This window comes from Adlercreutzia murintestinalis (assembly GCF_943192905.1).
In the GTDB taxonomy this organism is placed as follows: domain Bacteria; phylum Actinomycetota; class Coriobacteriia; order Coriobacteriales; family Eggerthellaceae; genus Adlercreutzia_A; species Adlercreutzia_A murintestinalis.
In genome coordinates this window covers 36558-62370 of record NZ_CALPCC010000007.1, presented here as the reverse complement: position 1 = coordinate 62370, position 25813 = coordinate 36558, and the positions used below count along the sequence as shown (strand labels likewise).

Here is a 25813-nt window from a genome sequence, read left to right as displayed (position 1 = left end):
TGCGGCGTATCGTATGATCAGGAATGGGAGCAATGCGGTACATCGTATGGCCAGAATGAGGAACGTCACGGTAGGCTGCATAGCTCGAAACGGAACCAAGGCGGCGTACCATGTGGTCAGCGCGCGTCACAGGTGGTGGCGCGTTTGAGAAAGGAAGCACAATGTGCACGAATGGCGTGAACACGGGGCAGCTTGAACTGATGATCGATCAGATAGATGACCATGTAAAGCTGGAGCGTCGTTGGGCGCATAACCTTGCGCATAATGCCGAAGATGCTGGGTTCGCCACGGTAGGGGCGAAGCTGCATGCGGCGCAGAATCTGCTCGACGATGTGCGGGCGCTGCTCGACGAGGCGAAAGACGCCATCGAGGATGACAGTGAGGCGGCAGACGGCGTCACGGTGAGTTTGGTATAAGCTGCATGTATGATCGGTATCAGAAGTGCGTCAGGCGCATGCAAGAGGCGCACCAGAGGCATGGTGGATCAGGGCAAGCACGGTGCTTGATCGAGAGGTAACACGATGAAGAACGATCTCATGCGCTTCTCGGTGGCGATGCCCGAAGAGCTTTTGGTGCAGTTCGATCAGCTGGTGGCGCGCCGCGGGTTGGCCAAGAACCGCAGCGAGGTGGTGCGCGACCTGGTTCGCGAGGCACTGGTGGAACAGAAGTGCAGTGCGCCGGGTAGCATCGTCATGGGCACGCTGACCATCGTGTACAACCACCATTCCAGCGATTTGCAGGAAAAGCTACACACCATTCAGCATGACTACTTCGAGAATATGGTGAGCACGGTGCACGTTCATGTGGATGCGCATACGTGTTTGGAAGTGATCGTGCTACGTGGCGAGATTGGGCTGGTGCAGGATATCTCCAACCTGATCTTAGGCACCAAAGGCGTGCAGACTGGCAAACTGGTGCTCACGCCGACCGGCCAGCACCTCTGATGCGCACTGCAGGATCGCAATGCAGGATCGCAAGGAGGATCGCGAGGCAAGGCGCGCGACGCGCGGCGGCGCTCTACGGGGCGCAGCATATTTTGCGAACGAATGTTTCACGTGAAACATTTTGACTGCGACACCATCCGAGTGAATGCCATTCGGATGCAGATGAAGGGTGAGAGGCATGGCTGACGAACAGGTGATGCTAGGACACGGCAGCGGCGGATCCATGATGAAGCGGATCATCGACGAAGTGTTCATGGATGCGTATGGCAACGACGTGTTGGCCACGGGGGATGATGCCGCGGTGCTGGACCCGATCGCACTCGCTGCGCAACAAGCCCGGTCACATGCTGCACAACAAGCCTCGTCGCAGCGAGTGTTCGTTGAGAATGTTTCACGTGAAACATCCGATCGGGAAGACCAATGCGTCTCCCTTGAGCAGAATGTAAATGGCGGTTTACAGCTGGCGTTCTCAACGGACTCATTCGTGGTGACTCCGCACTTCTTTCCCGGGGGCGATATCGGGCGGCTTGCTGTCTGCGGCACCGTGAACGATGTGGCTACGAGCGGCGCTGTGCCCGTGGCGCTCAGCTGCGGCATGATCTTGGAAGAGGGCTTTCCCATGGATGACCTGCGGCGCATCTGCCAGAGCATGGCCGATGCGGCCGCCGAAGCGGGCGTGCGCATCGTCACCGGCGACACCAAGGTGGTCAACCGCGGTCATGGCGATGGCATCTTCATCAACACGAGTGGCGTGGGCGTGTTGGCACCGGGCGTGCAGCTGGGCGGCGCGCAGTGTCGTCCAGGTGATGCGGTGCTGGTCAGCGGCACGCTGGGCGACCACGGTATCACCATCATGAGCCAGCGCGAAGGCCTGGGCTTCAGCGCGGCGGTGGAAAGCGACGCGGCACCGCTGAACCACCTGATCGCCGAGGTGCTGGCGGCGGCGCCCGACGTGCGCTGCTTCCGCGATCCTACGCGCGGCGGCCTTGCCAGCACGCTCAACGAACTGGCCGCGCAGGCCAACGCGGATATCTTCGTGAACGAAACGGCCATACCCGTGCGCCCGACCGTACAGGGGGCGTGCGAGATGCTCGGCTACGATGTGCTTCAGGTGGCGAACGAGGGCAAGATGGTGTGCGTGGTGGCACCCGATCAGGCCGAAGCTGCGCTAGCCGCCATGCGCGCGAACGAATACGGTGCCGATGCTGCCATCATCGGCGAAGTGGCCGCCGCGCCTGCCGATCGCGCCCCGCGCGTCATGTTGCGCACCGCCTTCGGCAGCACGCGCATCCTCGATATGCTGGTGGGCGAGCAGCTTCCGCGCATCTGTTAGCTTCCGCTGACTTCCTCAGGCAAACCTGCGCGTTCTATCCTCTTCGTCCGTCCGTCTGAAAAGTGCGCATGGGGGTTTGCAATGCGCGCGCGTCGTGTTATCGTGCGCCTAGTGCAAGCAACGGGCCAACGAGGCGCGCTCCGGCGCGGGTCCGCAACCCTAGTAGAGAAGGAGCGATTATGTCCCATCCTGTTATTGTTGCCGATGAGTGCATCGGCTGTGGCATCTGCGTGGATGCTTGTCCCCAGGAGGTTCTGGAAGTGGTCGGTGGCGTGGCCGATGTGGTGAACGAGGACGCCTGCATCGCGTGCGGCGACTGCCTGGAAGAGTGCCCGATGGGTGCCATCCCCGAGATCGTGGAGGACTAACTCTCCGCTGCTCTCGCGAGTCATATGATCGAGAAGCCGTCAGCACATCCGCTGGCGGCTTCTTTCATATTGCGCTCCCGTCTTCTCTACAGAACAGTAAATATGCAGTGATTTCATTGCATAAGAAATGTGAACAGGCTAGGATGAGCCTAGCATTGAAAGGAGCCATCATGCCTGTGGTCAAGTCGCTCTCTGAGTTCAACCGGAATCAATCCGCTGTTATAAAAGAGTTGCACGAAACGCGCCAGCCCATGTATTTGACGCGAAACGGTAGCGCTGCCCTTGTGGTAATGGATGCGGAGGCGTTCGATAGGGAAATCTCCTATCGCGCCAGCGCCTGTGCGAACGAGATGCGCGTCTACAACAGCCTGATGCGCGGCTACGCGGACGTCATTGACGGGAATGTGGTCAATGCTGCCACAGCGGAACAGCAGATCCTTGCCGCGAAGGGCTGGGCATGAGCGCATCTGAGCCATGGTCGGTCGTCTATACGCAATACGCCATCGACTTCATCAGCGAACATGTGGAAAGCAAGTGGGTTCTTCAGAAGATTCTTGAGTATCGCACGCTGTTGGAAACCGTACCCGATCTGGGGCGGTCATATGATCCTGACTATCCGGCCGCGCGTACGCCATTCGCATGCAGAGAGCTTCCCGTTCCGGACACGCCCTTCACCCTGTATTATCTGAAAGAGGAAGAAGAGCGTCGCATCGTCATCTTCTGCGTGGAATACCAACGGGCAGACCCGAACGCCCGCTTCTCAAGCATCGATCGCTCGCTCATAGATTGGTAAGACGAACCGAACGCGTATGCTTCAAAAAGCCCCGTCCGGGGCTTTTCTTTCGCCTGCGTAACGCATGGTTACTAGGCATTAACACCTTACGCGCTCTCGAAGCAGCCCATCTCAAATGTGTGTAAGCTGTGTGCCAGCGTGCGAGTTTAGAGTTTCTTTATAAGAAAACTTGACACGTATAGACTTAGATTAAATAATAGCAAGCACAACAAAAAGATTGATATCCAACACTGAAAGAGAGGGACCTAACAATGGCTAAGATACTCGGAATCGACCTGGGCACCACCAATTCGGCAATGGCCGTGATGGAGGGTTCTGAGCCTGAAATCCTGGTGAACGCCGAGGGCGATCGCACCACCCCGTCCGTCGAGGGCTTCCGCAAAGATGGCGAGCGCGTGGTCGGCAAGGCCGCTAAGAACCAGGCCGTCACCAACCCGGAGAACACAGTCTCTTCGGTGAAGCGTTTCATCGGTCGCAGCTATGACGAAACCCCCGAAGAGCAAAAGACGGTTTCTTATAAGGTAGAGAAGGGCAAGGACGGCCGCGCGGTAGTTGACATCGACGGCAAGACCTACACCCCTGAAGAGATATCCGCCATGGTGCTGCAGAAGTTGAAGGCAGACGCCGAGAAGCAGACCGGCGAGACCATCACCAAGGCGGTCATCACCGTACCGGCGTACTTCAACGACGCGCAGCGCCAGGCCACCAAGGACGCTGGCAAGATCGCTGGCTTGGAAGTGGAGCGCATCATCAACGAGCCTACCGCTGCGGCTCTGGCTTACGGTCTGGACAAGGCTGACCACGACGAGAAGATCCTCGTGTTCGATCTGGGCGGCGGCACCTTCGACGTGTCGGTGCTGGAGCTGGGCGACGGCGTGTTCGAGGTCGCATCCACCGCAGGCGACAACCACCTGGGCGGCGACGACTGGGATCAGCGCATCATCGACTGGCTGGCTGACAAGTTCAAGGCTGACACCGGCATCGACCTGCGCGAGGACAAGATGGCTCTCCAGCGCCTCAAGGAAGCAGCCGAGAAGGCCAAGATGGAGTTGTCCGCAACCACGCAGACCAACATCAACCTGCCGTTCATCACGGCTGGCGCTGATGGCCCTAAGCACCTTGACTACACGCTGACGCGCACCGAGTTCCAAAGCATCACAAAGGATCTGCTCGAGCGCTGCAAGAAGCCGGTTGAGCAGGCACTGAAAGATGCGGGCCTGAAAGCAGGCGAGCTGGATGAGGTCATTCTGGTGGGCGGTTCCACCCGTATGCCCGCCGTGCAGGAACTGGTGGAGAAGCTGACCGGCAAGAAGCCGAACATGTCGGTGAACCCGGACGAGGTCGTGGCCATGGGCGCGGCAATCCAGGGCGGCGTGCTCTCTGGCGACGTGACCGGCATCTTGCTGCTCGACGTGACCCCGCTGTCGCTGGGCGTTGAGACCATGGGCGGCGTAATGACCAAGATGATCGAGCGCAACACCACCATCCCGACGCGCAAGACCGAGATCTACTCCACGGCCGCTGACAACCAGACCTCCGTTGAGGTGCACGTGCTGCAGGGCGAGCGCGAGATGGCCGCGGGCAACAAGACGCTGGGCCGTTTCCAGCTGACCGGCATTCCGGCTGCGCGTCGCGGTGTGCCGCAGATCGAGGTCACCTTCGATATTGATGCGAACGGCATCGTGAACGTGTCGGCGAAGGACCTGGGCACGGGCAAGCAGCAGCAGATCACCATCAGCGGCTCCACGGCGCTCTCTGATGACGAAGTGGATCGCATGGTGAAAGATGCCGAGCAGCATGCCGAGGAAGACGCCAAGCGCAAGGAAGAGGTCGAGGTGCGCAACAACGCCGAAGCCTTGGTGACCGCTACCCAGCAGACGCTGGACGAGTTGGGCGACAAGGTACCGGCTGACGCGAAGAGCGAGGCCGAGAGCGCCATCGCCGAGACTCAGAGCGCACTGGAAGGCCAGGACATAGATGCCATCCGCGCTGCAACCGAGAAGATGCAGCAGGCGGGCTACAAGCTGGCTGAGGTGGTCTACACCACCGAGGGTGCTGGTGCGGGCGCTGAGGCGGCGGCTGCCGAAACGGCTCCGGTTGACGACACGCTCGAGGCCGACTACGAGGTGGTCGACGACGACGATGCGAAGAAGGAATAGGCATGGTCGAGCAGAACGAAACGAAAGCGGCCCAGGCCGCTGAGGATATGACAGAGGGTGCGCCAACGGGCGCACCCGATGCCGAAACGCCGGAAAGCGCAACGGCAACGGCGGCAGACGCGAACAGCGCCGATGATCTCACCGATGCGGTGCTGGAAGCCGAAGCAGCTGCCATCGTGGACAACGCGATGGACCAAGTGGAAGCCGAAGCAGCCGCAGCGGCGCAGGTGGCCGAATGGAAAGACAAGTACATGCGCCTTCATGCGGAGTGGGACACGTACCGCCGCCGCACGAAGGAGCAGCGCGAAGAAGAGAAGGCTCGCGCAGCTGAGAAGCTCGTGGTAAGCCTGCTTCCCGTGATCGACGACCTTGAGCGCACCATCGACTACGCAGAGAAGAACTCGGACGCTGATGCAAGCAGCGGACTTCTCGACGGCGTCAAAGCAGTGCTCACGAAGTTCGTCGACACCTTGAAGAAGGACGGCGTGGAAGTGCTCGACCCGGTAGGCCAGGCCTTCGACGCGCTGGAAGCGCAGGCGGTCGGTACGGTAGACGACCCGAGCCAGCCCGACGAGACCGTCAACGAGGTGTACCAGAAGGGCTACAAGATGGGCGTGAAGGTGCTTCGCCCCGCCATGGTGACGGTGACGACCGGCGGCCCGAAGCGCGAGAAGCCGGAAGAAGAGTAACCAAGGAACGCTGACAGCACAGTCCACCGCAAGGAGTTCGCATAAGGTGTTCGGGGCATCTTCTCAAAGCGAGTTCCGCAGCGAAGCGAGGATTGTCTGAGCGAGCGAAGGCGCCCCAAACACCTTCGCAGAATAAAGTAAGGAGGTGGAACGTTGGCAGCAACAACCACACCGGATTATTACAAGACGCTGGGCGTTCCACGCACCGCGTCGGCAGACGAGATAAAGAAGGCATTCCGCAAGCTCGCACGCACCCATCACCCCGATGCGGGCGGTGATGAGGCGAAGTTCAAGGAGATCAACGAAGCATACGAGGTGCTCTCGGACGAGAAGAGGCGCGACCTGTACGACCAGTACGGCACGGCCAACGAGAATCAAATACCGTGGGGCGGTCAGGGTGGCGCCGGTTTCAACTACGAGGACATCTTCGGCGGCAATGGAGGCACCTACACCTATACGACCAACGGTGGTGGCGGGTTCGGCGGCAGTTGGGCCGATATCCTGGAGAGCATCCGCTCGGGTGAAGGCGCTTTCGGTACCGACTGGGACTTCGGCGATTTGGGCGGCGGCCGTGCGCGCGCCACGAAGGGTCAGGACATGAACGTGACGCTGGACGTCACCTTCGACGAGGCCTTCAACGGCACCACCAAGCGCGTGACCGTGCGCATCCCGGGCAAATCCGAGGCGGATACGCTTGACGTGAAGGTGCCAGCGGGCGCGCAAGAAGGCGGTCGGCTGCGCTTCAAGAAGAAGGGCGGCCTTAGCCAGAACGGCGGCGAGCCAGGCGATCTACTGATCACCACGCATATCACCGAGCATCCGTATTACCGCCGCGACAAAGCGGACGTGGTCGTTGATATGCCGGTGACCATTGCTGAGGCGGCGTTGGGCGCGAAAGTGGTGGTTCCCACGCCTGATGGCAAGAAGGTGCGCGTGACCGTGCCCGCGGGCACCCAAGACGGCACAGTGCTGACCATCAAGGGCAAGGGCGCCCCCGACATCAAGAAGAAGGGTACGAACGGCAACTTGAAGATCCAAGTGCAGGTGAAGGTGCCCACCGAACTGAACGAAGACCAGAAGAAAGCGCTGGAGGCATTCCAGGCTGCCACCGAAGAAGAGGTGCGGCCATGGTAGGACACGAGGATCGCGACCGGCCGCTCTACATGATAGGCGTGGCGGCCGAGCTTGCTGGCGTGCACCCACAAACGCTGCGCGCCTACGAGCAGAAGGGTCTGTTGAACCCGCAGCGCACATCCGGCGGCACTCGCATGTATTCGCAGGCCGACATCGAGCGGCTCGAGCTCATCAACGAATTGACCGCCGAAGGCATCAATCTTGCGGGCGTGATGCGCATCCTTGATCTGCAGGTGCGCCTTGAGGCGCGCGAGGACGAACTGGTCAACCTGCATAAACGAGTGCAGCGCTTGGCACGGCGCGTCAGCGAGCTTTCGCCCGGAGCGCCGGTGAACGCGCTCATGAGCATCCGCGACCTGCCCCCCGCGTGGCACTGGTTGAACAACCCTTCGGCAACCGTGCATTTCTATTCCAAGGAAGTGCACGGCGGCATCCGGTAAGAGCCGGATGCGCGTTGCAGGGTATCCCTGGTAGAAGATAGGAAGAGATTATGAGACTGGACAAATTGGCTGTGACCGCGCAGGAAGCGGTGCAGGCTGCGCTGGGCGTGGCTGGTGATGCCGATTCCGCCATGGTCGAGCCCATACATCTTTTGAAGGCGCTGATCGATGCCGATGAGAACAACATCGCGGCTATCATCAAGCGCATCGGCGCCGACCCGGTATGGTTGGCGCAAAACATCGAGGACGCCATTGCGAAAATGCCCAAGCAAAGCGGCAGCGCTCTGCCCATGGCTGCTCCGTCGCAGGCGTTCATCAAGACCATCGACAGCGCAGTGAAGATCGCCGAGAAGCTGGGCGATAGTTACGCTACCAGCGAACACATGCTGATCGCGCTATCCGAGGACAAAGGCGAAGCGGGCAAGCTGCTCACCGCTGCGGGCATCACGCGCAAGAACATCGAAGCGGCCTACGAGGCGCTGCGCGGCGACACGCGCGTGACCAGCCAGACCGACAAGACGCAGTTCGAGGCGCTGGAGCAATACGGGCAGAACCTGACCCAGCAGGCGCGCGAGGGCAAGCTCGATCCGGTGATCGGCCGCTCGGAGGAGATCCGCCGCACCATTCAGGTGCTCAGCCGCCGCACCAAGAACAACCCCGTGCTCATCGGCGAGCCGGGCACCGGCAAGACCGCCATCGTAGAGGGCCTGGCCCAGCGCATCGTGGCGGGCGATGTGCCGTCCAGCTTGAAGGACCGCGAGATCATCAGCCTTGATCTGGGCGCCATGATGGCCGGTGCGAAGTATCGCGGCGAGTTCGAGGACCGCTTGAAGGCGGTGCTACGCGAGGTGAAGGAGGCTGGCGGCAACATCATCCTGTTCATCGACGAGCTGCACACCATCGTGGGCGCGGGCGCGGGCGGCGATAGTTCGCTCGATGCGGGCAACATGTTGAAACCGGCACTGGCACGCGGCGAGCTGCACGCCATCGGCGCCACCACGCTGGAGGAATATCGCAAGTATGTAGAGAAGGATGCAGCGCTCGAGCGGCGCTTCCAGCCCGTGATGGTGAACGAACCCACGGTGGAGGACACCATCGCCATCTTGCGCGGCTTGAAGGAGAAGTACGAGATCCACCATGGCGTACGTATCACCGATGGCGCTATCGTGTCGTCGGCCGAGCTTTCCGACCGCTACATCACCGACCGGTTCCTGCCTGACAAGGCCATCGACCTGATGGACGAGGCGGCAAGCCGTCTGCGCATCGAGATCGACTCCATGCCCGAAGAGGTGGATGCGGCCGAGCGGCACTTGACGCAGATGCAGATCGAAGAGCAGGCGCTCATGAAGGAGAGCGACGATGCTTCGGCCGAGCGCTTGGAGAAGCTGCGCCGCGACATCGCGGATGCGCGCGATGCGCTGGATAAGCAGAAGGCCGCCTGGCAAAACGAGAAGGACGTCATCGTCGGTGTGCAGAATTTGAAGGCCGAGCTTGATTCCGCTCAGCTTGAGGAAGAGCGCGCCACTCGTTCGGGTGATCTGGCCCTGGCTTCCGAAATTCGCTATTCGCGCATCCCGCAGCTGCAACAGCAGTTGCATCAGGCTGAGGAATCGCTCAAAGCCAGCCAAGAGGCGGGCGCCATCCTGAAAGAAGAGGTCACCGAGGAAGAGATCGCGCAGGTAGTATCCACCTGGACTGGCATTCCTGTCACCAAGATGATGCAAGGTGAGATGGAGAAGCTGGTTGATCTGGAAGAGGAACTGAAGAAGCGCGTCATCGGCCAGGACGAGGCGGTGAGCGTGGTGGCTGGCGCTATCCGGCGTAACCGCGCGGGCCTCTCTGACCCCGAACAGCCCATCGGCAGCTTCATGTTCTTGGGCCCCACCGGCGTGGGCAAGACCGAGTTGGCGAAGGCGCTGGCCGAGTACTTGTTCGATACCGACAAGGCCATGATCCGCATCGATATGTCGGAATACATGGAGAAGTTCAGCGTGCAACGCCTGATCGGCGCGCCTCCGGGGTATGTGGGTTATGACGAAGGCGGCCAGCTGACCGAGGCCGTGCGGCGTCATCCGTATTCGGTGGTGCTGCTCGACGAGGTGGAAAAGGCGCATCCAGACGTGTTCAACGTGCTGCTGCAGGTGCTCGACGACGGGCGCCTGACCGATGGCCAGGGTCGCGTGGTTAACTTCAAGAACACCATCATCATCATGACGAGCAACATCGGCAGCCAGATCATCCGCGATCATGCGGTCGAGAGCGGCCAATTCGACAAGAACGAGGCGACCGGCGGCGAGACCATGGGCGAGATGCTGGAAGATGTGGTGAACATGACGCCTGAGCAGGCGGCCAAGCGCATGAGCGATTTCGCGAACAAGATCCAGGATGCGCTGCGTGCCACGTTCCGCCCGGAGTTCCTGAACCGCATCGACGACATCGTGACGTTCAACGAGCTGTCCATCTCCACCATCGAGCCGATCGTGGACCTGCAGCTAGAGGATGTGCGCGACCGCCTGGCGAACCGCCGCATCACGCTGGACGTGACGCCAGCCGCTATGGAGCACTTGGCCATCGATGGCTACGACCCGGTATTCGGCGCGCGTCCGCTCAAGCGGCTGATCCAGCGCGAGGTGGTGGACCGCATCGCCCAGAAGGTGATCACCGGCGAGCTGCACGATGGCGCCCATGTGCTGGTGGATATCGACGCCGAGGGCGACTACACCTGCCGCATCGAAGGCCCCCTGAGCTTCGATGTTGCCGACCTGAGCGACCTGTAACGTTTCAAGCGGTACAATACCCGCATGCGAACTTCGCTTGCGGACATACGGTCAAAGGCTATGCCTGCCTTGCGCGGCATGGCCTTGCTCATCCTTGCGCTCGTTACGTTCATCGTGGGACTCTGGGTGCTCATGACCCTGGTGCGCGTGATCCTGCCGGTGGGGTAGTCGCTCGCAATGTGGCAGCGCTTCACATTTTACGACCTTCAAGTCATCGGCCATTATCTGGGCATGTTGGTGCTGTTCTCTGCCGCGCTCATGGTGGTGCCGCTGGTGACCGCCATCGCATTCCAAGAATGGGACCCAGCCTCACGCTACTTGTTCGCCATTGGCATCACGCTGGTCGTTGGTTCGGCGCTGCGGTTTTGCCGCATCACGCCGGGCAAGCTGAACCATCAGCAGGCGCTGGCTGTCGTCGGGCTGGCGTGGGTGGTGCTGGGCTTGTTCGCCTCGCTGCCGCTGTACCTGAGCGGGCACTACACCACCTATCTTGATGCGGTGTTCGACGGCGTATCGGGCCTGACCACCACCGGCGCTGCGCTGATCGTGGATCTCGACCACCTGAGCAACGCCGACAATATGTTCCGCTTCACGTTGCATCTGTTGGGGGGCTTGGGGCTCATCGTGGTGGCGCTCAGCCTGGGCATCTTCGGCAAGCGCACCGGCAGCACGCTTTACACCAGCGAAGGCCGCAACGAGCACGTAGTTCCCAACGTGGTGCAAACCACCCAGTTCATCGCACGCATCACCGCCATCGTGGTGGTGGTGGCGACCGGCATCATCACGGTGCTCATGCTGCTTGACGGCATGGAACCCGCGCGCGCCATCCTGCACGCGCTCTGGACATCGGTCTCCGGCTTCGTCACGGGCGGCTTCACGCCCATGCAGCAATCCATCATGTACTACCATTCGGCGCCCATCGAATTCATCTTGATGGTGCTCATGCTGATGGGCTCGGTCAGCTTCGTCATCTACGCCGACGTGGTGAAAGGCGAGACGAAGAGCTTCTTCCGCGACATCGAGACGCGCACCGCGCTCATCTGGATGGCGGTCATGCTGTGCGTGTTCACGGCGGCGCTGGCGGCCAGCACGTTGTTCAGCAATGTGGCGGCCATGCTGCATCGCGGCACGTTCATGCTGGTGTCGGCCATGACCACCACCGGGTTTTCCATCGTCACGGTGAACCAGCTGCTCTCTGTGTTCACCTCCGGCGCATTCTTGACGCTGGCGCTGGTGATGGCGGTGGGCGCGGGCGCCGGGAGCACCGCGGGCGGCATCAAGTTGTATCGTGTGGGCATCATCGCGAAGTCCATTTTGCAGACCATCAAAGAGACGCTTGCGCCCGACAGCGCGCGCGTGGTGGTGGCGTACAATCATCTGGGGCGGCGCATTTTGACGTCGGATCGGGTGAAGGAAGCCATGACGGTCTTCATTCTGTACGTGATCACATACGTGCTCGGGTCGCTGGTGGGCATCGCGCATGGCTACGATGCGGTGCAGAGCGTGTTCGAGAGCGTTGCCATGACGTCGAATGGCGGCATCATCACCGGCATCGCGTCGCCGGGCATGCCCTGGACGCTCGAGCTCTTCTACATCTTCCAGATGTGGGTGGGCCGTCTTGAGTTCATCGCGCTTCTGGCGCTGCTGGTCCAGGTGGCTATCAGCGTGGTGCCGCGTCACCGACCGAAGGTTGCCGAATGAGGGCGCTTCGTGTCATAGCGCGCGTGCTGCTGCCGGGCGTGCTGATGGGTGCGTTGGCACTGGGATGCGCGGGTGCGCTCGCTGGATGCGCGGGACCGGCGCCAACGGGTGCGGGGGCCAGTGGCACGGCAGGCAATGCAACGCCGGATGCGTCGCCGAATCTGATCGATCCGTCGCAGCTGCCGGACAGTTCGTTCATCTACGATGCCAGCATCATGGACCTGCAAACGGCCGATTCGTACATGGAAGGCCAGACCGTGCAGGTGACCGGCGAGGTCATCGGCGATCTGATCCTCTCCGACTACAGCCCCGACGAATGCTGGATCACCCTGCAAGCCAACGACGGCACCGACGCGGAGATCACGGTGAGCATGCCGCTGTCGCAGTCGAAGCTGATCGACACGTACGGCGCGTATGGCAAGCGCGGCACCACGTTGCAGGTGCGGGGCACCTTCACGCTGGCCTGTGTTGATCATGATGGCTTGACCGACATTCATGCGAACCATGTGGCCATCGTCAGCCGCGGATCGCTGATCGAGACCCCGTTCGACATCATGCGCTTCATTCCGGGCGTGTTGCTCGTGTGCGTGGGGGTGGTGCTGACGCTCGTGTATCGACACCTCAGTGAGCGCAGGCGATAGATGGCCGACGTGCGCGCAGAGGCTCGTATGACGGGCAGGGTGGTGAAGCTCGATCGCGGACTGCCAGAGCTTGCGCTGGAAGATGGCTCCCACTTGCGCTGCGAGCATGCCACCGAGCTGGTGAAGACAGGTGAGCATCGCGCGGTCATTGGTGATATGGCCTGCGTGCGCATACCTGCGTCGCACGAGGTGGGTGTCATCGAGAGGATCTTGCCGCGTCGCACGCAGCTGGTGCGCAAAGACCCCACCGATCGCACCATGGCTCAGGTGCTGGCCGCGAATTTCGACACGGTGATAGTGGCTCAGCCGGTGAGCGAGGTGAACCTGCGTCGCCTGCAGCGCGAGCTGGTGCTGGCCTTCGAGACGGGCGCGCAGGTAGCCGTGGTGTTGACGAAGGGCGACCTGGCAGCCGACGATGCGGTGGCCGAGCGGATGCGCCAGCGCGTGCAGGAGATGGCGGGCGCGCAGGTGGCGGTGGTGGTCATGGCAGCCGACGATGCGGCGTCGGTGGAGGCGGTGCGCCATCTGGTGCCAGCGGGCACCACCGCGGTGCTGATCGGGCGCTCGGGCGTGGGGAAGTCAACGCTGATCAACGTTTTGGTGGGCACCGAGGCGCGGCGTACCGCTCACGTGCGGCAGACGGATGGCAAGGGGCGTCACACCACGGTGAACCGCGCGATCATCTCCATCCCTGGCGGCGGCGATATCGTGGATATGCCGGGCGTGCGGGGCTTGGGGCTGTGGGACGCCGATGCGGGGATCGATGCGGCTTTCGCCGATATCGAGCGCATGGCCGAGCAGTGCCGATTCCGCGACTGCAAGCATCAGCGTGAGCCGGGATGCGCCGTGCGTGCGGCGGTGGAGAGCGGCGAACTTTCCGCCGAGCGTCTTGAAGCGTACCAGCAGCTTCGCCAGGAGACGGCAGCTACCCGTCAGCGCCGCGAACAGGCAGCGTGGAAGAGGCGCCGCCGGTAGTTTCGCAAACTGTTTCACGTGAAATAATTCAGCATCGACGTTGAGGTGCAGGAGGTTTATAATCACCAGCGCGCGTGCACCGATGGGCCCTGTCCGCGCATCTCTATTAGTTGCCCATGACCCTCGGCATCGTGCCGTGTGGAAAGGAAGTCATCATGAATGATTCTGCCACTCTGTCCAAAACACGATCGACCATTGCGGATATGCCGCGCTCGCGCTATGTGGCGCAGGCGGGCATGATCGCTGCGCTCTATGCGGCAGCCACACTGATCTGCATGCTGCTCTTGCAAGGCCTTGCATGGGGTCCGGTGCAGTTCCGCATCTCAGAGGCCATCTGCGTGGTGGCGGTGCTAACACCGGCGGCCATTCCCGGGCTTACCATCGGCTGCATCATCGCTAACCTGGTGAACCTGGTCATCAGCGGCACCGGCGCCTTGGGGCTGCTCGATGTGGTGTTCGGTAGCGCAGCTACCCTGATCGGTTCGCTCTTGTGCTGGCGCCTGCGCGAGCGTCCGGCGCTCGCCATCGGCAGCTTCGTGCTGACCAATGCGCTCATCGTGCCAGCGTATCTGCCGCTGCTGTTGCAAGGGCTCGGATTCTACACTATTCCCTTCACCGACATCGCACTCGATGGCGCGTATCTGCCCATGTATCTGTTCGGTGTCGTCGCTACCGGCATTGGCGAGGCGCTTGTCATCTATGTGCTGGGGCTGCCGCTCTTGAAGGCCATCCAGAAGTTCAACGCACGCTAGGCGCCGCAGCCGAAACTGCTCTTGTCGCGCGATGATGTGCCGGTGTGGGCTTGGGCAGTCGCGCGATGATATGCCGACATGAACTTGGGCGGTCGCGCGATTGACCGCAGCCGCGCCGCCCGACCTTGCCCTCGTCGATCGAAGACGCTCTGCTCTACACGCCCAGGCCCACGGTCATATGCGTCATGTAGAACATGAAGCGCATCAAGAAAATGCCAGCCAGCATGATGCCAGCGGCAGTGATGGGGAGCCACAGCGGTGCCGGGCCATCCCAGGCGGCGCTCTTGGCTCCCAGGATCACGCTCGTTGCGCTGAGCATGGCGAACAGAGCGGTTGTCGGTCCGAACGCCGGAGCCAGATCGGCCGCTGAGGTGAGCGCGTTCTGCAGGGTGGGCAACAGCGCGCCCCACATCGCATACACGATCGCATCTGCGATGACCGCGCAGGCCGCAAGTGCCACCAGGATGCGCCCCCACGTGTGCCCTGGCGTAGAGAAGCGCGCCATGCGAAAGCCCAGAATGGCTAGCAGCGGCCCGCTCGCCAGCGCGTTCAGCCATAGCGATATCGGTGCGACGGGCACGTTCCAAGCAATGATCGTGCTGGCGTTGTACGCAAGCGAGATGGTGCCGATGAACACCAGTCCAAGCAGGGATATGATGGCGGCCATCACGCGCCGGAGCGTCAGATGACGCGCTTCTTCGGCGAACGAGGTGAGCCAGAAAACGCCCGCGCATCCCAGAAACGCCACCCCGCAGACCACTTCATTTGAAAGCGGGCTGCGGCCAAAGCCGGACACCACATACAGCGCATTCGCGGGATTCCCCAGATGCGTGGCCGAGGCCACCAGGCCGACCATCGCCACCACCACCGGCAAGCTCAGGAAGTTGTCGAGCCGACGACGCGCCGCCGCATCCATCGAGGCGCCGCGCATGATGAAGGGCAGTGCCATGAGCACGTAGGCCATCGCACCGGCCGGTGCCAGCGTGGTGAACAGGACGAGCGTGATCTCATTCAGTGCGGTTTCCATAGCAAGGTATTATCTCAAATGACTGTTGTGCCAATGACGGGCGCGCATACCGTCTGAGCGCTCCAAGCTGTCAGATGCGCTTGGCATCTCAGAGGCATCTGACACGTCGTCATCGGTGCATATGCGCAACTCAACTCCTTTAGCGATAAAAATGGGGCACGGCCACTTCCAATCCGCGCGCATCTTGCACTCCCAGCGCAGACGCCCGGGTGAGCAGCGCCAAACCCTCGAAGAACGGATGGGTGGTTTCGCGCTGGACGATCTCCAGGAAATGCGGCGCCCAGGTCAGAAAGTGCTCGGCCAGGTACTCATCGAGCAGTTCCGGACGATTGCGCGCGATCCATGCCATCAGCAGCAGCATGAGCCCGATGTGGTCCTCAGGGCCCCCATCGTGATCGGGGCGAGAGATGCCCTTGCTGCGCATCCACTGGCGCAGTTCAAGGGTGGTCACGCCGAAGACCACGCATTCGCGGTCGGTGTACACCGAGCCCCACGGCGGCGCTGCCTTCTTCGCGGGCCCTACGAACAGCCGCCGGTATTCCCAGAGCAGCGCATCATCGGGATCGTCTACGCCATCAGCGGTGGGCGCCAGCCCCTGCGCGATCAGCTCAAGAGCACGCTGCGCTTCGGTGGCGTCGGCGAAGGGCCATTCGGAAGCGGCCGTGTTCTCAAGGTTGCGCAGCGCGCCATAGATCGGCAGCACTGCGGCCTCGGTCGGTTCGTACAGGAACAGCGGTCCCAGCGTTTCGCCTAGGAACGCCACTGCATCCACCGTTGCATCCAGGGTAGGTTCGCTCGTGCGTTCCTCGGTGTGCTCATTCGTATCGTGCATGTTCTGCTCTCCTTCGGTGGTGCTGCCAGCGGCGAAAACCGCGGGCCGAGCAAAACGCCCCGAGACGTGCGACCCGGGGCGTTCCATTACTCCATCAGACGCGCAGCGCGTCGTTCGATATTCCGGTCGCTCACATGATACTCAGGCCGACGGAAAGCTGCATGGCGTAGAACGCCAATCGCAGCAACAGGATGCCCACGATGGCGAGCACGGCAGCGCCGCAGCTGATGCCCACCAGCGCGCCCTCCTGTGCGCCGCGCACGGCGAAGGCATCGCAGACGCCGGTGCCGACTAGGCAGATGGCGCCGCAGATGATGATCATCAGCGCGCCGCCGACTAGGTCAGCGCCGCTCACCAGCGCGTTGCCCATACCGCTCGTGGCTGCTGCTTGGGCCGCCAAGCCACCAAGGCCCAGCACGATGCCCGCCACGAGCACCACGAGCACCGTCGTTTTCATAGTGCCAGCCTTCAGCGCATCAGCGCTCTTCGCCAGCGTGAGGGTCAGAATGGCAACCGCTGCACCGCCGACCAAGGCGAATCCGACCATCTGGATCGGCCCGGCCAGGGTGTTCCACGACGGGATGGTGTCGATCATGTAAGCCATGCCCGTGAACCAAGCGAACACGACCCCGAGCACAGCGGTGGCCCATGCAAGGCCCTTGCGTGCACCGGCGCTCATGGTGCCGGTCATCGCCCAGATCCAGTACACGAGCATGACCACTGCGAACACGCAGCCAGCCACCAGCTCGTTCGAGAGCGGGGAAGCGCCAATGCCAGCGAACACACCGAAGGCGTTCAGCGGGCTTGCCAGGTGGAAGAACGCCGCGATGAAGCCGACGATCACGAGCGCCACCGGAATGGCGGTCATCTTGTCGATGCGCTTGAGGGCGTCGCCGTCGATCTTCGCGGTGCTGAACAGAACAGCCAAGATGACGAATGCCCCGGCACCCATGGGCGCCAGCGTGCTGAAGAGCGCCAAAGGCAGCTCAGCCATTGCAGTTGCCATGCTACTTCACCTCCAGGGGGTTCGCGACCTTCGCGGATGCGTCACCGGCGGGCTTGGCATCGCGGGAAGGCTTGATGTACAGATTGGGCTTGGTGTAGGACTTCTCCGGCAGCGGAGCCGAATCGGCCTGCTCGCCCAGCTTCGCCATGTCGTCGGCCGTGCCGAAGTCCAGGGCGCGCGCCGGGCATGCCATGACGCAGGACGGTTTTTCGCCCTTCGCCACCAGATCGGCGCAGCCGTCGCACTTGACGGAGTGGCCCTTTTCGCGGTCCACCTTCGGGGCGTTATAGGGACAGGCCATGTGGCAGTAGCCGCAGCCGATGCATTTGTCGGCATCCACGGTGACCAGGCCGGTGTCACCGTCCTTGTGCATGGCGCCGGTGGGGCACACCTTCGCGCATGCGGGGTCGTCGCAGTGGTTGCACGCCACCGAGGTGTAGTAGCTGTAGCACGAGGTGGTGGCGCAGCCGTTGTCGTCCTTGCTGGTTTCGCCGCCGGTCACCTCGTACACCTTGCGATAGGCAACGCCCACGTCCAGGTCGTTCTTATCTTTGCACGCGAACACGCAGGTCTTGCAACCGGTGCAGCGCGTGCCGTCGAAGTAAAAAGCTTGTTGGGTCATAGTATTCCTCCTTTACGCTGCTCCGGTTATGCCTTCTTGACTTCGCAGATGTTGGTATGTTGCGGATTGCCCTTGGCGAAGGGAGAGGGGCGGTGGGTGGTCAGGGTGTTGATGCAGCCACCCTTGTCCACGCGGTCACCTGACATATCGGCGTCGTGCCACGCGCCCTGGGCCATGGCTACGGTGCCCGGGATCACGCGCGGGGTCACCTTCGCCAGCAGCTCCGTTTTACCGAACTCGTTCTCCACGCGCACCTTGTCGCCCGAGGCGATGCCGCGCTTCTCCGCGTCGGCCGGGTTGATCCAGGCCTCCTGCGGGTTGAGCTCCTTCAAGATGTCCACGTCGCCCCACGACGAGTGCAGACGCCCTCGGTAGTGGAAGCCTGAAAGCTGCAACGGGTACTTCTCGTCCTTGGTCTCCACGCCGTACCATTCGGGCGCGTAGATGGGAATGGGAGCGACCTTGTCGTCTTCTTTGAACTCGTGGGTCGCAATGTAGTTCGCCAAGTCTTCGGAGTAGATCTCGATCTTGCCGGACGGCGTGTCCAGCGGATTGGCCACCGGGTCTTCGCGGAACTTGTCCATGACGACCACGGCGCCCTTGGGGTTCTGGCGCGTGTAGACGCCCATTTCCATGGCCTCTTCGTAGGTGGGAAGCTGGGGGTCCTTCGCGCGGGACTGCTCGTAGCAGCTCTTAAGCCAGTCCTCTTGGGACTTGCCCTCGGTGAACTCCTGCTCCTTGCCGAGCGCCTTGGCGATCAGCGCGGCGGCATCATAGGCTGACTTGCGCTCGAACTTGGGCGCGTAGGGTTCAGATCCTGCCAGCATGTAGGCGCCGTCGCCGCCCGTGCCGATCATGGAGGGCTGCTCCAGGCGGAACAGGTCGGGCAGGATGATGTCGGAGTACTTGAGCGAGTCGGTCATCAGGATATCGGAGCCCAGCACGAACTGGCATTTGCTCTCGTCGGACATCACGTCGTGGACCCAGTTGATATCGCTGTTCTGGTTGGTGATGCAGTTGCCCGCGTAGTTGATGACGAACTTGATATCGTGGGGCAGCTGATCGACGCCGGTGACGCCGTCGGCTTTCTCGGTCATCTGGCTGCCGCGGTCGATGGCGTCCACCATGGAGAACACCGAGATCTTGGCCTTCACGGGGTTTTTGCCGTCCGGCAGGCTCGTCAGGTTCACCGAGTACGAACCCTCGCGCAGGCCGTTGCTGGTGCCAGGCAGACCGATGTTGCCCGTGAGGATGGGCAACATGCAGATGGCCCAGCCGGTCATCTCGCCGTTGCTGCGGCGCTGCGGGCCCCAGCCCTGATCGACGAACATGGGCTTGGTGGTGCCGATCTCCTGCGCCAGGCTGCGAATCTTGTCAGCCGAGATGCCGGTGATGGGCGCGGCCCATTCGGGGGTCTTCTCCACCAGGTCATAGCCGGTGCCCATGATGTAGTCATGGTACGACTTGTTCTGTCCGCGCGCCGATTCGGGCAGCGTCTCTTCGTCGTAGCCCACGCAGTAGGTGTGCAGGAAGTCCAGGTCCACCTGGTCGTTCTTGATGAGCTCATGCGCGATGGCGCTGACGAGCGCGGCGTCGGTGCCGGGGTTGATGGGGATCCACTCGTCCGAATGGCCCGACAGCGAATCGTTGAAGCGCGGGTCGATCACGTAGATCTTGCCCTGCGTCTGCTCGCGCATGGCCACGTAGTCGTGATGGGACACCGCGCCGCCCTGGCGCGTTTCCACCGGGCTTGTGCCGAACATCAAGATCAGCTTGGCGTCATTGGCGGCGTTCAGCGACGAGCCAGCGCCCACCTTGCTGCCGTAGATGTAGGGGGTGATCCACATGAGCTGAGCCAGGCTGTAGTTGCCGTAGAACGGCAGATAGCCGCCCGTGGAGTTCAGGAAGCGGAACCACGGGCGCGCGGTGACCCCGTAGTTGCCCGTGCAGTAGTTCATGTAGATGGCCTCGGGGCCGTACTTCTCCATGACTTCCTTGTGATTCTTGGCGATGGTGTCAACAGCTTCTTCCCAGCTGATGCGCTCGTACTTGCCTTCGCCGCGCTTCGTTCCCTCAACGCGCTTCATGGGGTAGTTGATGCGGTCGGGATGGTTCACCCAGGCGCGATAGGCGCGTCCGCGCAGACACGCGCGCGGCTGGATGTCGTTCATGTCCTTGGAATCCAGCGAATAGGTTTCAACGCGGGTGATCTCGTCGTCTTTGACGTGCATCTTGATCGCGCAGCGCCCCGGGCAGTTGATCGCGCAGTGGTTCCAGACGATCTTCTCTTCCGGCTCGGCGTCCGCCACTGTCACGCCCGCCCCGAACAGCGAGTCGGCAGTGACGGCGTCTGTTCCCGCGACGGCCAGGGCACCTAAGGCCCCGCTGGTCTTGAGGAACGTTCGGCGACTCACATTCGTGTCGATCATGCAAATCCTCCTTCTCTTTGATAACGGGCAGAAAGGAGGCGGTCGTTTCGGTTGAGGCGGCGCACCCCACACCGCCAGTCTCCGATCCCTCGTCGGAGCAGCGCCTCTCTTATGCCCGCTTTGCCAACGGTTCCTCTCTACCGTCAGCAAGCTTGTGAAAAACTGTATCGCGGTGGGGTTGCGCGGTGTCACATAAAGTGGGTGATTTTTTCAAGAATGCCCGTTCAGAAGGCTTGTTGAGAGCCGCACGCCTGAAAACAGATGCGCTTTGAGGATGCTGCAGCGCCGCGGTTTGGCTATACTCATGAATATCGTGTCATGCTCCAGAGTGCGTTCGTTCCGAGGTTTTCAGGCAGCTTCCATGAACAGATCTAGCATATCCCGGATGCTCGTTCCCAATGTGGCGTCGCTTGGCTACGCGCTGTTCTTGGCTATCAATGCGGCTGGCGTGTGGGGCGGGGTGTTTCCGTTTTTGCCCATTGAGTTCCAAACGCGCACGATCATTTTCTGGTTCTTCTTGATGCAGTCGCTGGTGTTCTCGGCCAGCTATGCCGCCAGTTGCATCGGCGTGTATTTCATGCCGGGTCCCACGCGCAGTTTTCTGGTGAAGTTGACCAGTTCCTTCTATTTCGTGGGATGGTGCTGTTTGATCGCGGCCATCTACCTTGACGCGGCCGCGCTGGCTCTCGTGTGCGTGGGTGGCGCGCTGCTGGGGCTGGGGTCGGCAGGATTCTATATGCTTTGGCAGCGACTGTTCGCGGGGCAGGACGCCGATGCGGGCAACCGCGATCTTCTGGTGGGCAGCGCATGGGGCGCGGTGATGTATTTCGCGCTGTACCTGATCCCGCATGCTATCACTGCGTATCTGATCCCTTTGGTGTTCCTGCCGCTGTTCGCGCTGTGCATGACGCTGCGCAGCCGTACGATCAATCCCGATCAGCCGATGTTCGCCGACGTGCCGCGCGAGCATCCGCACGTCTACCGGCAAGCGCTCGAGGACCATTGGCGCGGTGCGCTGTGCGTGGGCGCGGTGGGGTTCTGCGCGGGCATCATGCGTTCCATCGCGGTGGCCGATCCGTCGTTGGGCGTGTACGTGAATGCGCTGTCTATGATCGGCATGCTGCTGGCGGCGGTCATCGTTATGTGGCTGTGGCGCTTGAAGGACGTGCGGCTGTCCATCACCGATTCGTATCGGATGGTGTTCCCCTTCTTGATCACCTCGCTGGTAGGGCTGCCGCTGTTGCCAGCCGAGTACGCGCGGTGGCTGGCGGCCATTTTGTATGCCGTTTACAGTGCGGCCATCATGCTGATGATGATGCAGTGCGCGCAGATCTCGCGTGACCGCGGCATCAATCCCGTGTTCATCTACGGGTTCTTCGGCGCCATCGTGTACACGCTGCACAGCGTGGGATTTCTGGCGGGCACCTTCGGCGAGGACGTGCGCATCATGGGGATCGATCCTTTGGCCGTGGTGGCGCTGGCGGCGCTGTGGGCGCTCGGGCTCATGCATTTCATCGGATCGGGCGGTTTTACGTCGGCGCTTGCGAGCACAGTGCAGCCCGAGGCCATTGAGCTGATGGCGCTGCGGCCACCGCAGCCGATGCCGACGGAGGTGCGCAAGGTCATGCAGCAGGTGGCCGCCCCGCTCGCCGAGGGCGATGAGGTGCCGATCGGAGATGATCGCGCTCAACAGAGACGACGCGAACTGGCTACCGGTGAGATGGAAAGCGCTGTTGCGGCTGTTGATCGGATCGCTGTGCAGGCCAAGCGCATCCAAGGGCACTTTCGTCTTTCAGCGCGCGAGGCGGAGGTGATGGAGTTGATGGCGCGCGGGAATTCGGTGGCGCGCATCGCGGAGATGCTCGTGGTATCCGAGAACACCATACGCACGCATTCAAAGCGCATCTACGCCAAGCTTGATATCCATAAGCGCCAGGAACTGGTCGATCTGATCGACCAGTTCTGAGCGGCTTGGTTTCGTATGCTCGACTACACTTGCGTTGACAGGAAGATCTGCAACGTCATCTGGTCGATCTGATCCTGGAGCTCTTCCAGTTCATCCTCGTGACGATCCTCATCCATCAGAATCTGCTTCAAGATGTCGCGCGTGGCGTTGTCGCCCACCTCGCTTGCCAGTTTGATGGCGTCGTTGTAGTCCTTGATCGTCTTCGTTTCCAGGTCGTGGTCGTTGTCAACCTGCTCAGGCACTGTGGACCCGATGGTCATCTTGTCCAGCTTCGAGACGATAGGCGTGCCTTCCAGGAACAAGATGCGCTCCATGAGGCGTTCGGCATGGTGCATTTCGGTGATAGAGCGGTCCTTGAAGTTCTTGGAGAGTTTTCCATAGCCCCAGTCCTCGCACATCTCGGCGTGCAGCATGTACTGGTTGATGGCGGTCAGCTCGCCTTCCAGCAGATAGTTCAGTTTATCGATCAGCTTCTCGTTGCCCTTCATGGCGCAATCCCTTTCTCTCAGCTCCGGCTCAGCACCGGATCGAACCTTCGATGTATGCGATTCTAGGCCGTTTGACGCAGGGAGCCGGAGTGCTGCGCGCGCTGTTACTTTCATGCAACCGGTTCGTTTGCTCGTTCTCATATGCGGGTGCTAGCATGGCTGCAATGGCTGCGGATTAGTGAGGTGGCGACTCTTATGAATGTGCAGATCAAGCGTGTATATGAACCGGCAGAACCGGGCGATGGAATGCGCATCCTGGTGGATCGTCTGTGGCCGCGCGGCATCAAGAAGGTCGATTTGAAGATGGACGATTGGGCGAAAGTGCTCGCGCCGTCCACGGATGCGCGCAAGGAGTTCGGCCACAAAGCCGAGAATTTCGATCGCTTCAAGACACGCTATCTGGCCGAGTTGAACTCCAACCCGGAGGCGATCGCCTATGCGCAGAAGCTGCGCGAAGCGAACCCGCAGACCCTCACGTTGCTCTACGCTGCGCGCGATCCGAAGATCAATCACGCCATCATCTTGAAAGAGTGGCTGGAAAAGCAGATGGAAGCAGGGGAGAGCTGATGCGGGCAGTTGTCAAAACCACGCAGGTTAATAGCCCGCTCATTCACTCAAGGTGAGCAAAGTCTGCCCTGCGCCGCTGCTCCATTGTGGTAAAGTAGCGCCCGTGAATCTTACGGGAAGACATATCGCACTGATCGCCGCGGACGACTGCGCCATCATGACGCAGCATTTCGCGCAGAAGAGCTGCGATACGGCGTGCGCCGTCATGAGCGAGCACTTGGCCGAGTGCTGCGTGGTGGCCATTTCCCAAAAGAAGATCTACCGATAGTAGTGGCACGCGGGTTTTCGCCCCGGGCCATTTTTTATGCCCTGGGGCAAAAGGTCGCGTGCGTCATCGGTGAAAAGGCACGTTGAGCGGGCTTGAGGCAGCAGATGGGCGGCCTTGAGGCAGCGAGCGTGAACCCAGCTGGGACAAACGTCACGGACGGGAAGACATGTTGAGCGGGCCTGGTAGGGGCGCATTCGGAAAGGGTTGAGATGATAGCGAAAATAGTGCTGGTGCTGGTGTTCGTGGCAGTGGCTGTGGGCGTGGGCATCTACTGCAACCGGTCGACCAAGACCGTGGACGGTTTCGTATTGGGCGGGCGCAAAGTGGGCCCCTGGATGAGCGCATTCGCGTACGGTACCAGCTATTTCAGTGCGGTGGTGTTCGTGGGTTACGCCGGGCAATTCGGCTTCAAGTATGGCCTTGCGGCCACCTGGGCTGGCATCGGCAATGCCATTTTGGGCAGTCTGTTGGCATGGTGGGTGCTCGGCCCCCGCACGCGCGAGATCACGCATCGTCTGGGCGCGCAGACGATGCCGGAGTTCTTCGGCAAGCGCTACGACTCGAAGGCGCTGCGCATCGCGGCGGCGGCCATCATCTTCGTGTTTCTGATCCCCTACACCGCCAGCGTCTACAACGGCCTGTCGCGGCTATTCGGCATGGCGTTCGACCTGCCCTACGATGTGTGCGTGATCGGCATGGCGGTCATCACCTGCATCTATGTGGTGGTTGGCGGTTACATGGCCACCGTGATGAACGACTTCATCCAGGGCATCGTGATGCTGCTGGGCATCACGGCGGTCATCGTGGCGGTCCTTATGAGCAACGGCGGCTTCAGCGAAGCCATCGTGGCGCTCTCGCAGATACCAGCCGAGAGCAGCGCCATGCAAGGGCCGTTCGTCAGCTTCTTCGGGCCTGACCTGTTCAATCTGCTCGGCGTGGTGATCCTGACGTCGCTGGGCACGTGGGGCCTGCCGCAAATGGTGCAGAAGTTCTACGCCATCAAGAGCGGCCCGGCGGTGAAACAAGGCGCCATCATCTCTACGCTGTTCGCGTTCGTAGTGGCGGGCGGCAGCTACTTCCTCGGCGGGTTCGGGCGGCTGTACGAAGGCCAGATCGAATACGCCGCGAACGGCACGCCCATCTACGACTCGGTGATCCCCACCATGCTCTCCACGCTGCCCGATATCTTGATCGGCCTGGTCATCGTGCTGGTGCTGTCGGCGAGCATGTCCACGCTGAGCTCACTGGTGCTCACCTCGTCATCCACGCTGACCATCGACCTGATCAAAGGCAACTTCATAAAAGATATGGACGAGAAGAAGCAGCTGGTCAGCATGCGCGCATTGCTGGTGCTGTTCATTGCCATATCGGCGGGTATCGCGCTGTTGCAATACCATTCGTCCATCGTGTTCATCGCGCAGCTGATGGGCTACTCGTGGGGTGCGTTGGCTGGCGCGTTCCTGGGGCCGTTTTTGTGGGGCCTGTACAAGAAGAAGGTGTCGAAGGCGGCCGTGTGGTGCTCGTTCGCCATTGGCGTGGGCCTGACCGCTGTGAACATGATCATGGGTTTCGCGGGCACGCCGCTCATCGCCAGCCCCATCAACTGCGGTGCGCTGTGCATGCTGCTGTCGCTGGCGGTGGTGCCGCTGGTCAGCCTGGTCACGCCCGCGAAGGAGTTCCCGCTCGATCCGCCCTCGCGCCTGTCGGCGGGCGACCGTGCGTTCGAGGCCGAAGTGGCGGCCCAAGAAGCAGCTGGCGAACCGGTGCCGGGCAGCGCTGAGGATGGCGCACGTGAAGGTATCGCACCGGCAGTGCAGGAGGCTATCGACACGGTGAGAAGCTCGTAAAGGGCTCTTCGGAGAAAGCCCCGACTTCATCTTGCGCTGGGCTTCGCGCGTCGAA

The 25813-nt window shown here is 61.6% G+C and carries 25 protein-coding genes; 19 read left to right on the top strand and 6 right to left on the bottom strand.

The features are described from left to right. The first annotated feature begins 161 nt into the window (after positions 1-161). The 15 genes from NFR19_RS03525 to NFR19_RS03455 all read left to right on the top strand — a co-directional run bounded on the left by NFR19_RS03525 (position 162) and on the right by NFR19_RS03455 (position 14706). On the top strand, positions 162-416 hold the full coding sequence (locus NFR19_RS03525) for a dynein gamma chain protein (RefSeq protein ID WP_251212405.1): 255 nt from the start codon (positions 162-164) through the stop codon (positions 414-416). A gap of 105 nt (positions 417-521) precedes the next feature. Continuing rightward, a complete protein-coding gene (gene nikR, locus NFR19_RS03520) occupies positions 522-944 on the top strand; it encodes a nickel-responsive transcriptional regulator NikR (protein ID WP_251212404.1) in 423 nt (140 codons plus the stop codon). A 178-nt stretch (positions 945-1122) separates the two neighbouring features. After that, positions 1123-2277: a hydrogenase expression/formation protein HypE gene (gene hypE / locus NFR19_RS03515; protein ID WP_251212403.1), complete on the top strand. Its 1155-nt coding sequence runs from the start codon at positions 1123-1125 to the stop codon at positions 2275-2277. A gap of 179 nt (positions 2278-2456) precedes the next feature. After that, positions 2457-2645: a 4Fe-4S binding protein gene (locus tag NFR19_RS08920; RefSeq protein ID WP_349665503.1), complete on the top strand. Its 189-nt coding sequence runs from the start codon at positions 2457-2459 to the stop codon at positions 2643-2645. A gap of 170 nt (positions 2646-2815) precedes the next feature. Continuing rightward, positions 2816-3106: a type II toxin-antitoxin system Phd/YefM family antitoxin gene (locus NFR19_RS03505; RefSeq protein ID WP_251212401.1), complete on the top strand. Its 291-nt coding sequence runs from the start codon at positions 2816-2818 to the stop codon at positions 3104-3106. Further along, positions 3103-3438: a hypothetical protein gene (locus NFR19_RS03500; protein WP_251212400.1), complete on the top strand. Its 336-nt coding sequence runs from the start codon at positions 3103-3105 to the stop codon at positions 3436-3438. Before NFR19_RS03505 ends, NFR19_RS03500 begins: the two co-directional genes overlap by 4 nt. 251 nt (positions 3439-3689) lie before the next feature. Continuing rightward, the gene (gene dnaK / locus NFR19_RS03495; protein ID WP_251212399.1) at positions 3690-5597 is read left to right on the top strand and encodes a molecular chaperone DnaK; all 1908 of its coding nucleotides are present in this window, start codon (positions 3690-3692) and stop codon (positions 5595-5597) included. 2 nt (positions 5598-5599) lie between these two features. Continuing rightward, positions 5600-6286: a nucleotide exchange factor GrpE gene (locus tag NFR19_RS03490; RefSeq protein ID WP_251212398.1), complete on the top strand. Its 687-nt coding sequence runs from the start codon at positions 5600-5602 to the stop codon at positions 6284-6286. Positions 6287-6439: 153 nt separating this feature from the next. Further along, a complete protein-coding gene (locus tag NFR19_RS03485; RefSeq protein ID WP_251212397.1) occupies positions 6440-7420 on the top strand; it encodes a DnaJ C-terminal domain-containing protein in 981 nt (326 codons plus the stop codon). Next, the gene (locus NFR19_RS03480) at positions 7414-7860 is read left to right on the top strand and encodes a heat shock protein transcriptional repressor HspR (protein ID WP_251212396.1); all 447 of its coding nucleotides are present in this window, start codon (positions 7414-7416) and stop codon (positions 7858-7860) included. The genes NFR19_RS03485 and NFR19_RS03480 overlap by 7 nt, the downstream gene beginning before the upstream one ends. Positions 7861-7910: 50 nt before the next feature. Continuing rightward, positions 7911-10637: an ATP-dependent Clp protease ATP-binding subunit gene (locus NFR19_RS03475; RefSeq protein ID WP_251212395.1), complete on the top strand. Its 2727-nt coding sequence runs from the start codon at positions 7911-7913 to the stop codon at positions 10635-10637. A gap of 177 nt (positions 10638-10814) precedes the next feature. Then, positions 10815-12338, top strand: coding sequence for a TrkH family potassium uptake protein (locus NFR19_RS03470; protein ID WP_251212394.1), 1524 nt, complete (start codon positions 10815-10817; stop codon positions 12336-12338). Continuing rightward, positions 12335-12979 (top strand): hydrolase, encoded by a 645-nt coding sequence (locus NFR19_RS03465; protein ID WP_251212393.1) that lies wholly within the window; start codon positions 12335-12337, stop codon positions 12977-12979. The genes NFR19_RS03470 and NFR19_RS03465 overlap by 4 nt, the downstream gene beginning before the upstream one ends. Then, entirely contained in the window at positions 12980-13954 is a 975-nt protein-coding gene (gene rsgA, locus NFR19_RS03460; RefSeq protein WP_251212392.1) for a ribosome small subunit-dependent GTPase A, read from the top strand. Between the two features lie 155 nt (positions 13955-14109). Next, a complete protein-coding gene (locus NFR19_RS03455; protein WP_251212391.1) occupies positions 14110-14706 on the top strand; it encodes a QueT transporter family protein in 597 nt (198 codons plus the stop codon). Positions 14707-14860: 154 nt separating this feature from the next. Here the strand turns inward: NFR19_RS03455 and NFR19_RS03450 are convergent, their stop codons facing one another. From NFR19_RS03450 to NFR19_RS03430, 5 genes are all read right to left on the bottom strand, one after another. Then, positions 14861-15733: a dimethyl sulfoxide reductase anchor subunit family protein gene (locus NFR19_RS03450; protein WP_251212390.1), complete on the bottom strand. Its 873-nt coding sequence runs from the start codon at positions 15731-15733 to the stop codon at positions 14861-14863. Positions 15734-15872: 139 nt separating this feature from the next. Beyond that, positions 15873-16565, bottom strand: a complete 693-nt coding sequence (dmsD, locus tag NFR19_RS03445) for a Tat proofreading chaperone DmsD (RefSeq protein ID WP_251212389.1) — start codon at positions 16563-16565, stop codon at positions 15873-15875. A 130-nt stretch (positions 16566-16695) separates the two neighbouring features. Next, positions 16696-17571, bottom strand: a complete 876-nt coding sequence (locus NFR19_RS03440) for a dimethyl sulfoxide reductase anchor subunit family protein (protein ID WP_251212388.1) — start codon at positions 17569-17571, stop codon at positions 16696-16698. A 1-nt stretch (position 17572) separates the two neighbouring features. Then, complete coding sequence (locus NFR19_RS03435) at positions 17573-18193, bottom strand: DMSO/selenate family reductase complex B subunit (protein ID WP_251212387.1); 621 nt, start codon at positions 18191-18193, stop codon at positions 17573-17575. A gap of 26 nt (positions 18194-18219) precedes the next feature. Then, positions 18220-20622 carry a DMSO/selenate family reductase complex A subunit gene (locus tag NFR19_RS03430; protein WP_251212386.1) on the bottom strand — a complete coding sequence of 801 codons (2403 nt, stop codon included), beginning with the start codon at positions 20620-20622 and terminating at the stop codon, positions 18220-18222. A 361-nt stretch (positions 20623-20983) separates the two neighbouring features. On the opposite strand from NFR19_RS03430, the gene NFR19_RS03425 reads away from it, so the two are divergent. Next, positions 20984-22588, top strand: coding sequence for a helix-turn-helix transcriptional regulator (locus NFR19_RS03425; protein ID WP_251212385.1), 1605 nt, complete (start codon positions 20984-20986; stop codon positions 22586-22588). A gap of 23 nt (positions 22589-22611) precedes the next feature. Here NFR19_RS03425 and bfr read toward each other — a convergent pair whose 3' ends face one another. After that, on the bottom strand, positions 22612-23076 hold the full coding sequence (gene bfr / locus NFR19_RS03420) for a bacterioferritin (RefSeq protein WP_251212384.1): 465 nt from the start codon (positions 23074-23076) through the stop codon (positions 22612-22614). Positions 23077-23271: 195 nt separating this feature from the next. Between bfr and NFR19_RS03415 the strand changes: the two genes are divergently transcribed. The 3 genes from NFR19_RS03415 to NFR19_RS03405 all read left to right on the top strand — a co-directional run bounded on the left by NFR19_RS03415 (position 23272) and on the right by NFR19_RS03405 (position 25758). After that, entirely contained in the window at positions 23272-23643 is a 372-nt protein-coding gene (locus tag NFR19_RS03415) for a DUF488 domain-containing protein (RefSeq protein ID WP_251212383.1), read from the top strand. 103 nt (positions 23644-23746) lie between these two features. Further along, complete coding sequence (locus NFR19_RS03410; protein ID WP_251212382.1) at positions 23747-23911, top strand: hypothetical protein; 165 nt, start codon at positions 23747-23749, stop codon at positions 23909-23911. Between the two features lie 209 nt (positions 23912-24120). Continuing rightward, positions 24121-25758 carry a sodium:solute symporter family protein gene (locus NFR19_RS03405; protein WP_251212381.1) on the top strand — a complete coding sequence of 546 codons (1638 nt, stop codon included), beginning with the start codon at positions 24121-24123 and terminating at the stop codon, positions 25756-25758. Positions 25759-25813 lie beyond the last annotated feature (55 nt).

What these genes read in the sequence shown, in the direction of transcription:
- NFR19_RS03430 (WP_251212386.1), bottom strand. Translation starts at nt 20,622, where the DNA reads ATGATCGACACGAATGTGAGTCGCCGAACGTTCCTCAAGACCAGCGGG.
- NFR19_RS03450 (WP_251212390.1), bottom strand. Translation starts at nt 15,733, where the DNA reads ATGGAAACCGCACTGAATGAGATCACGCTCGTCCTGTTCACCACGCTG.
- NFR19_RS03470 (WP_251212394.1), top strand. Translation starts at nt 10,815, where the DNA reads ATGTGGCAGCGCTTCACATTTTACGACCTTCAAGTCATCGGCCATTAT.
- dnaK (WP_251212399.1), top strand. Translation starts at nt 3,690, where the DNA reads ATGGCTAAGATACTCGGAATCGACCTGGGCACCACCAATTCGGCAATG.
- NFR19_RS03475 (WP_251212395.1), top strand. Translation starts at nt 7,911, where the DNA reads ATGAGACTGGACAAATTGGCTGTGACCGCGCAGGAAGCGGTGCAGGCT.
- NFR19_RS03425 (WP_251212385.1), top strand. Translation starts at nt 20,984, where the DNA reads ATGAACAGATCTAGCATATCCCGGATGCTCGTTCCCAATGTGGCGTCG.
- rsgA (WP_251212392.1), top strand. Translation starts at nt 12,980, where the DNA reads ATGGCCGACGTGCGCGCAGAGGCTCGTATGACGGGCAGGGTGGTGAAG.
- nikR (WP_251212404.1), top strand. Translation starts at nt 522, where the DNA reads ATGAAGAACGATCTCATGCGCTTCTCGGTGGCGATGCCCGAAGAGCTT.
- bfr (WP_251212384.1), bottom strand. Translation starts at nt 23,076, where the DNA reads ATGAAGGGCAACGAGAAGCTGATCGATAAACTGAACTATCTGCTGGAA.
- NFR19_RS03505 (WP_251212401.1), top strand. Translation starts at nt 2,816, where the DNA reads ATGCCTGTGGTCAAGTCGCTCTCTGAGTTCAACCGGAATCAATCCGCT.
- NFR19_RS03440 (WP_251212388.1), bottom strand. Translation starts at nt 17,571, where the DNA reads ATGGCAACTGCAATGGCTGAGCTGCCTTTGGCGCTCTTCAGCACGCTG.
- NFR19_RS03525 (WP_251212405.1), top strand. Translation starts at nt 162, where the DNA reads ATGTGCACGAATGGCGTGAACACGGGGCAGCTTGAACTGATGATCGAT.
- NFR19_RS03500 (WP_251212400.1), top strand. Translation starts at nt 3,103, where the DNA reads ATGAGCGCATCTGAGCCATGGTCGGTCGTCTATACGCAATACGCCATC.
- NFR19_RS03490 (WP_251212398.1), top strand. Translation starts at nt 5,600, where the DNA reads ATGGTCGAGCAGAACGAAACGAAAGCGGCCCAGGCCGCTGAGGATATG.
- NFR19_RS03465 (WP_251212393.1), top strand. Translation starts at nt 12,335, where the DNA reads ATGAGGGCGCTTCGTGTCATAGCGCGCGTGCTGCTGCCGGGCGTGCTG.
- hypE (WP_251212403.1), top strand. Translation starts at nt 1,123, where the DNA reads ATGGCTGACGAACAGGTGATGCTAGGACACGGCAGCGGCGGATCCATG.
- NFR19_RS03415 (WP_251212383.1), top strand. Translation starts at nt 23,272, where the DNA reads ATGAATGTGCAGATCAAGCGTGTATATGAACCGGCAGAACCGGGCGAT.
- NFR19_RS03405 (WP_251212381.1), top strand. Translation starts at nt 24,121, where the DNA reads ATGATAGCGAAAATAGTGCTGGTGCTGGTGTTCGTGGCAGTGGCTGTG.
- NFR19_RS03455 (WP_251212391.1), top strand. Translation starts at nt 14,110, where the DNA reads ATGAATGATTCTGCCACTCTGTCCAAAACACGATCGACCATTGCGGAT.
- NFR19_RS03435 (WP_251212387.1), bottom strand. Translation starts at nt 18,193, where the DNA reads ATGACCCAACAAGCTTTTTACTTCGACGGCACGCGCTGCACCGGTTGC.
- NFR19_RS08920 (WP_349665503.1), top strand. Translation starts at nt 2,457, where the DNA reads ATGTCCCATCCTGTTATTGTTGCCGATGAGTGCATCGGCTGTGGCATC.
- NFR19_RS03480 (WP_251212396.1), top strand. Translation starts at nt 7,414, where the DNA reads ATGGTAGGACACGAGGATCGCGACCGGCCGCTCTACATGATAGGCGTG.
- dmsD (WP_251212389.1), bottom strand. Translation starts at nt 16,565, where the DNA reads ATGCACGATACGAATGAGCACACCGAGGAACGCACGAGCGAACCTACC.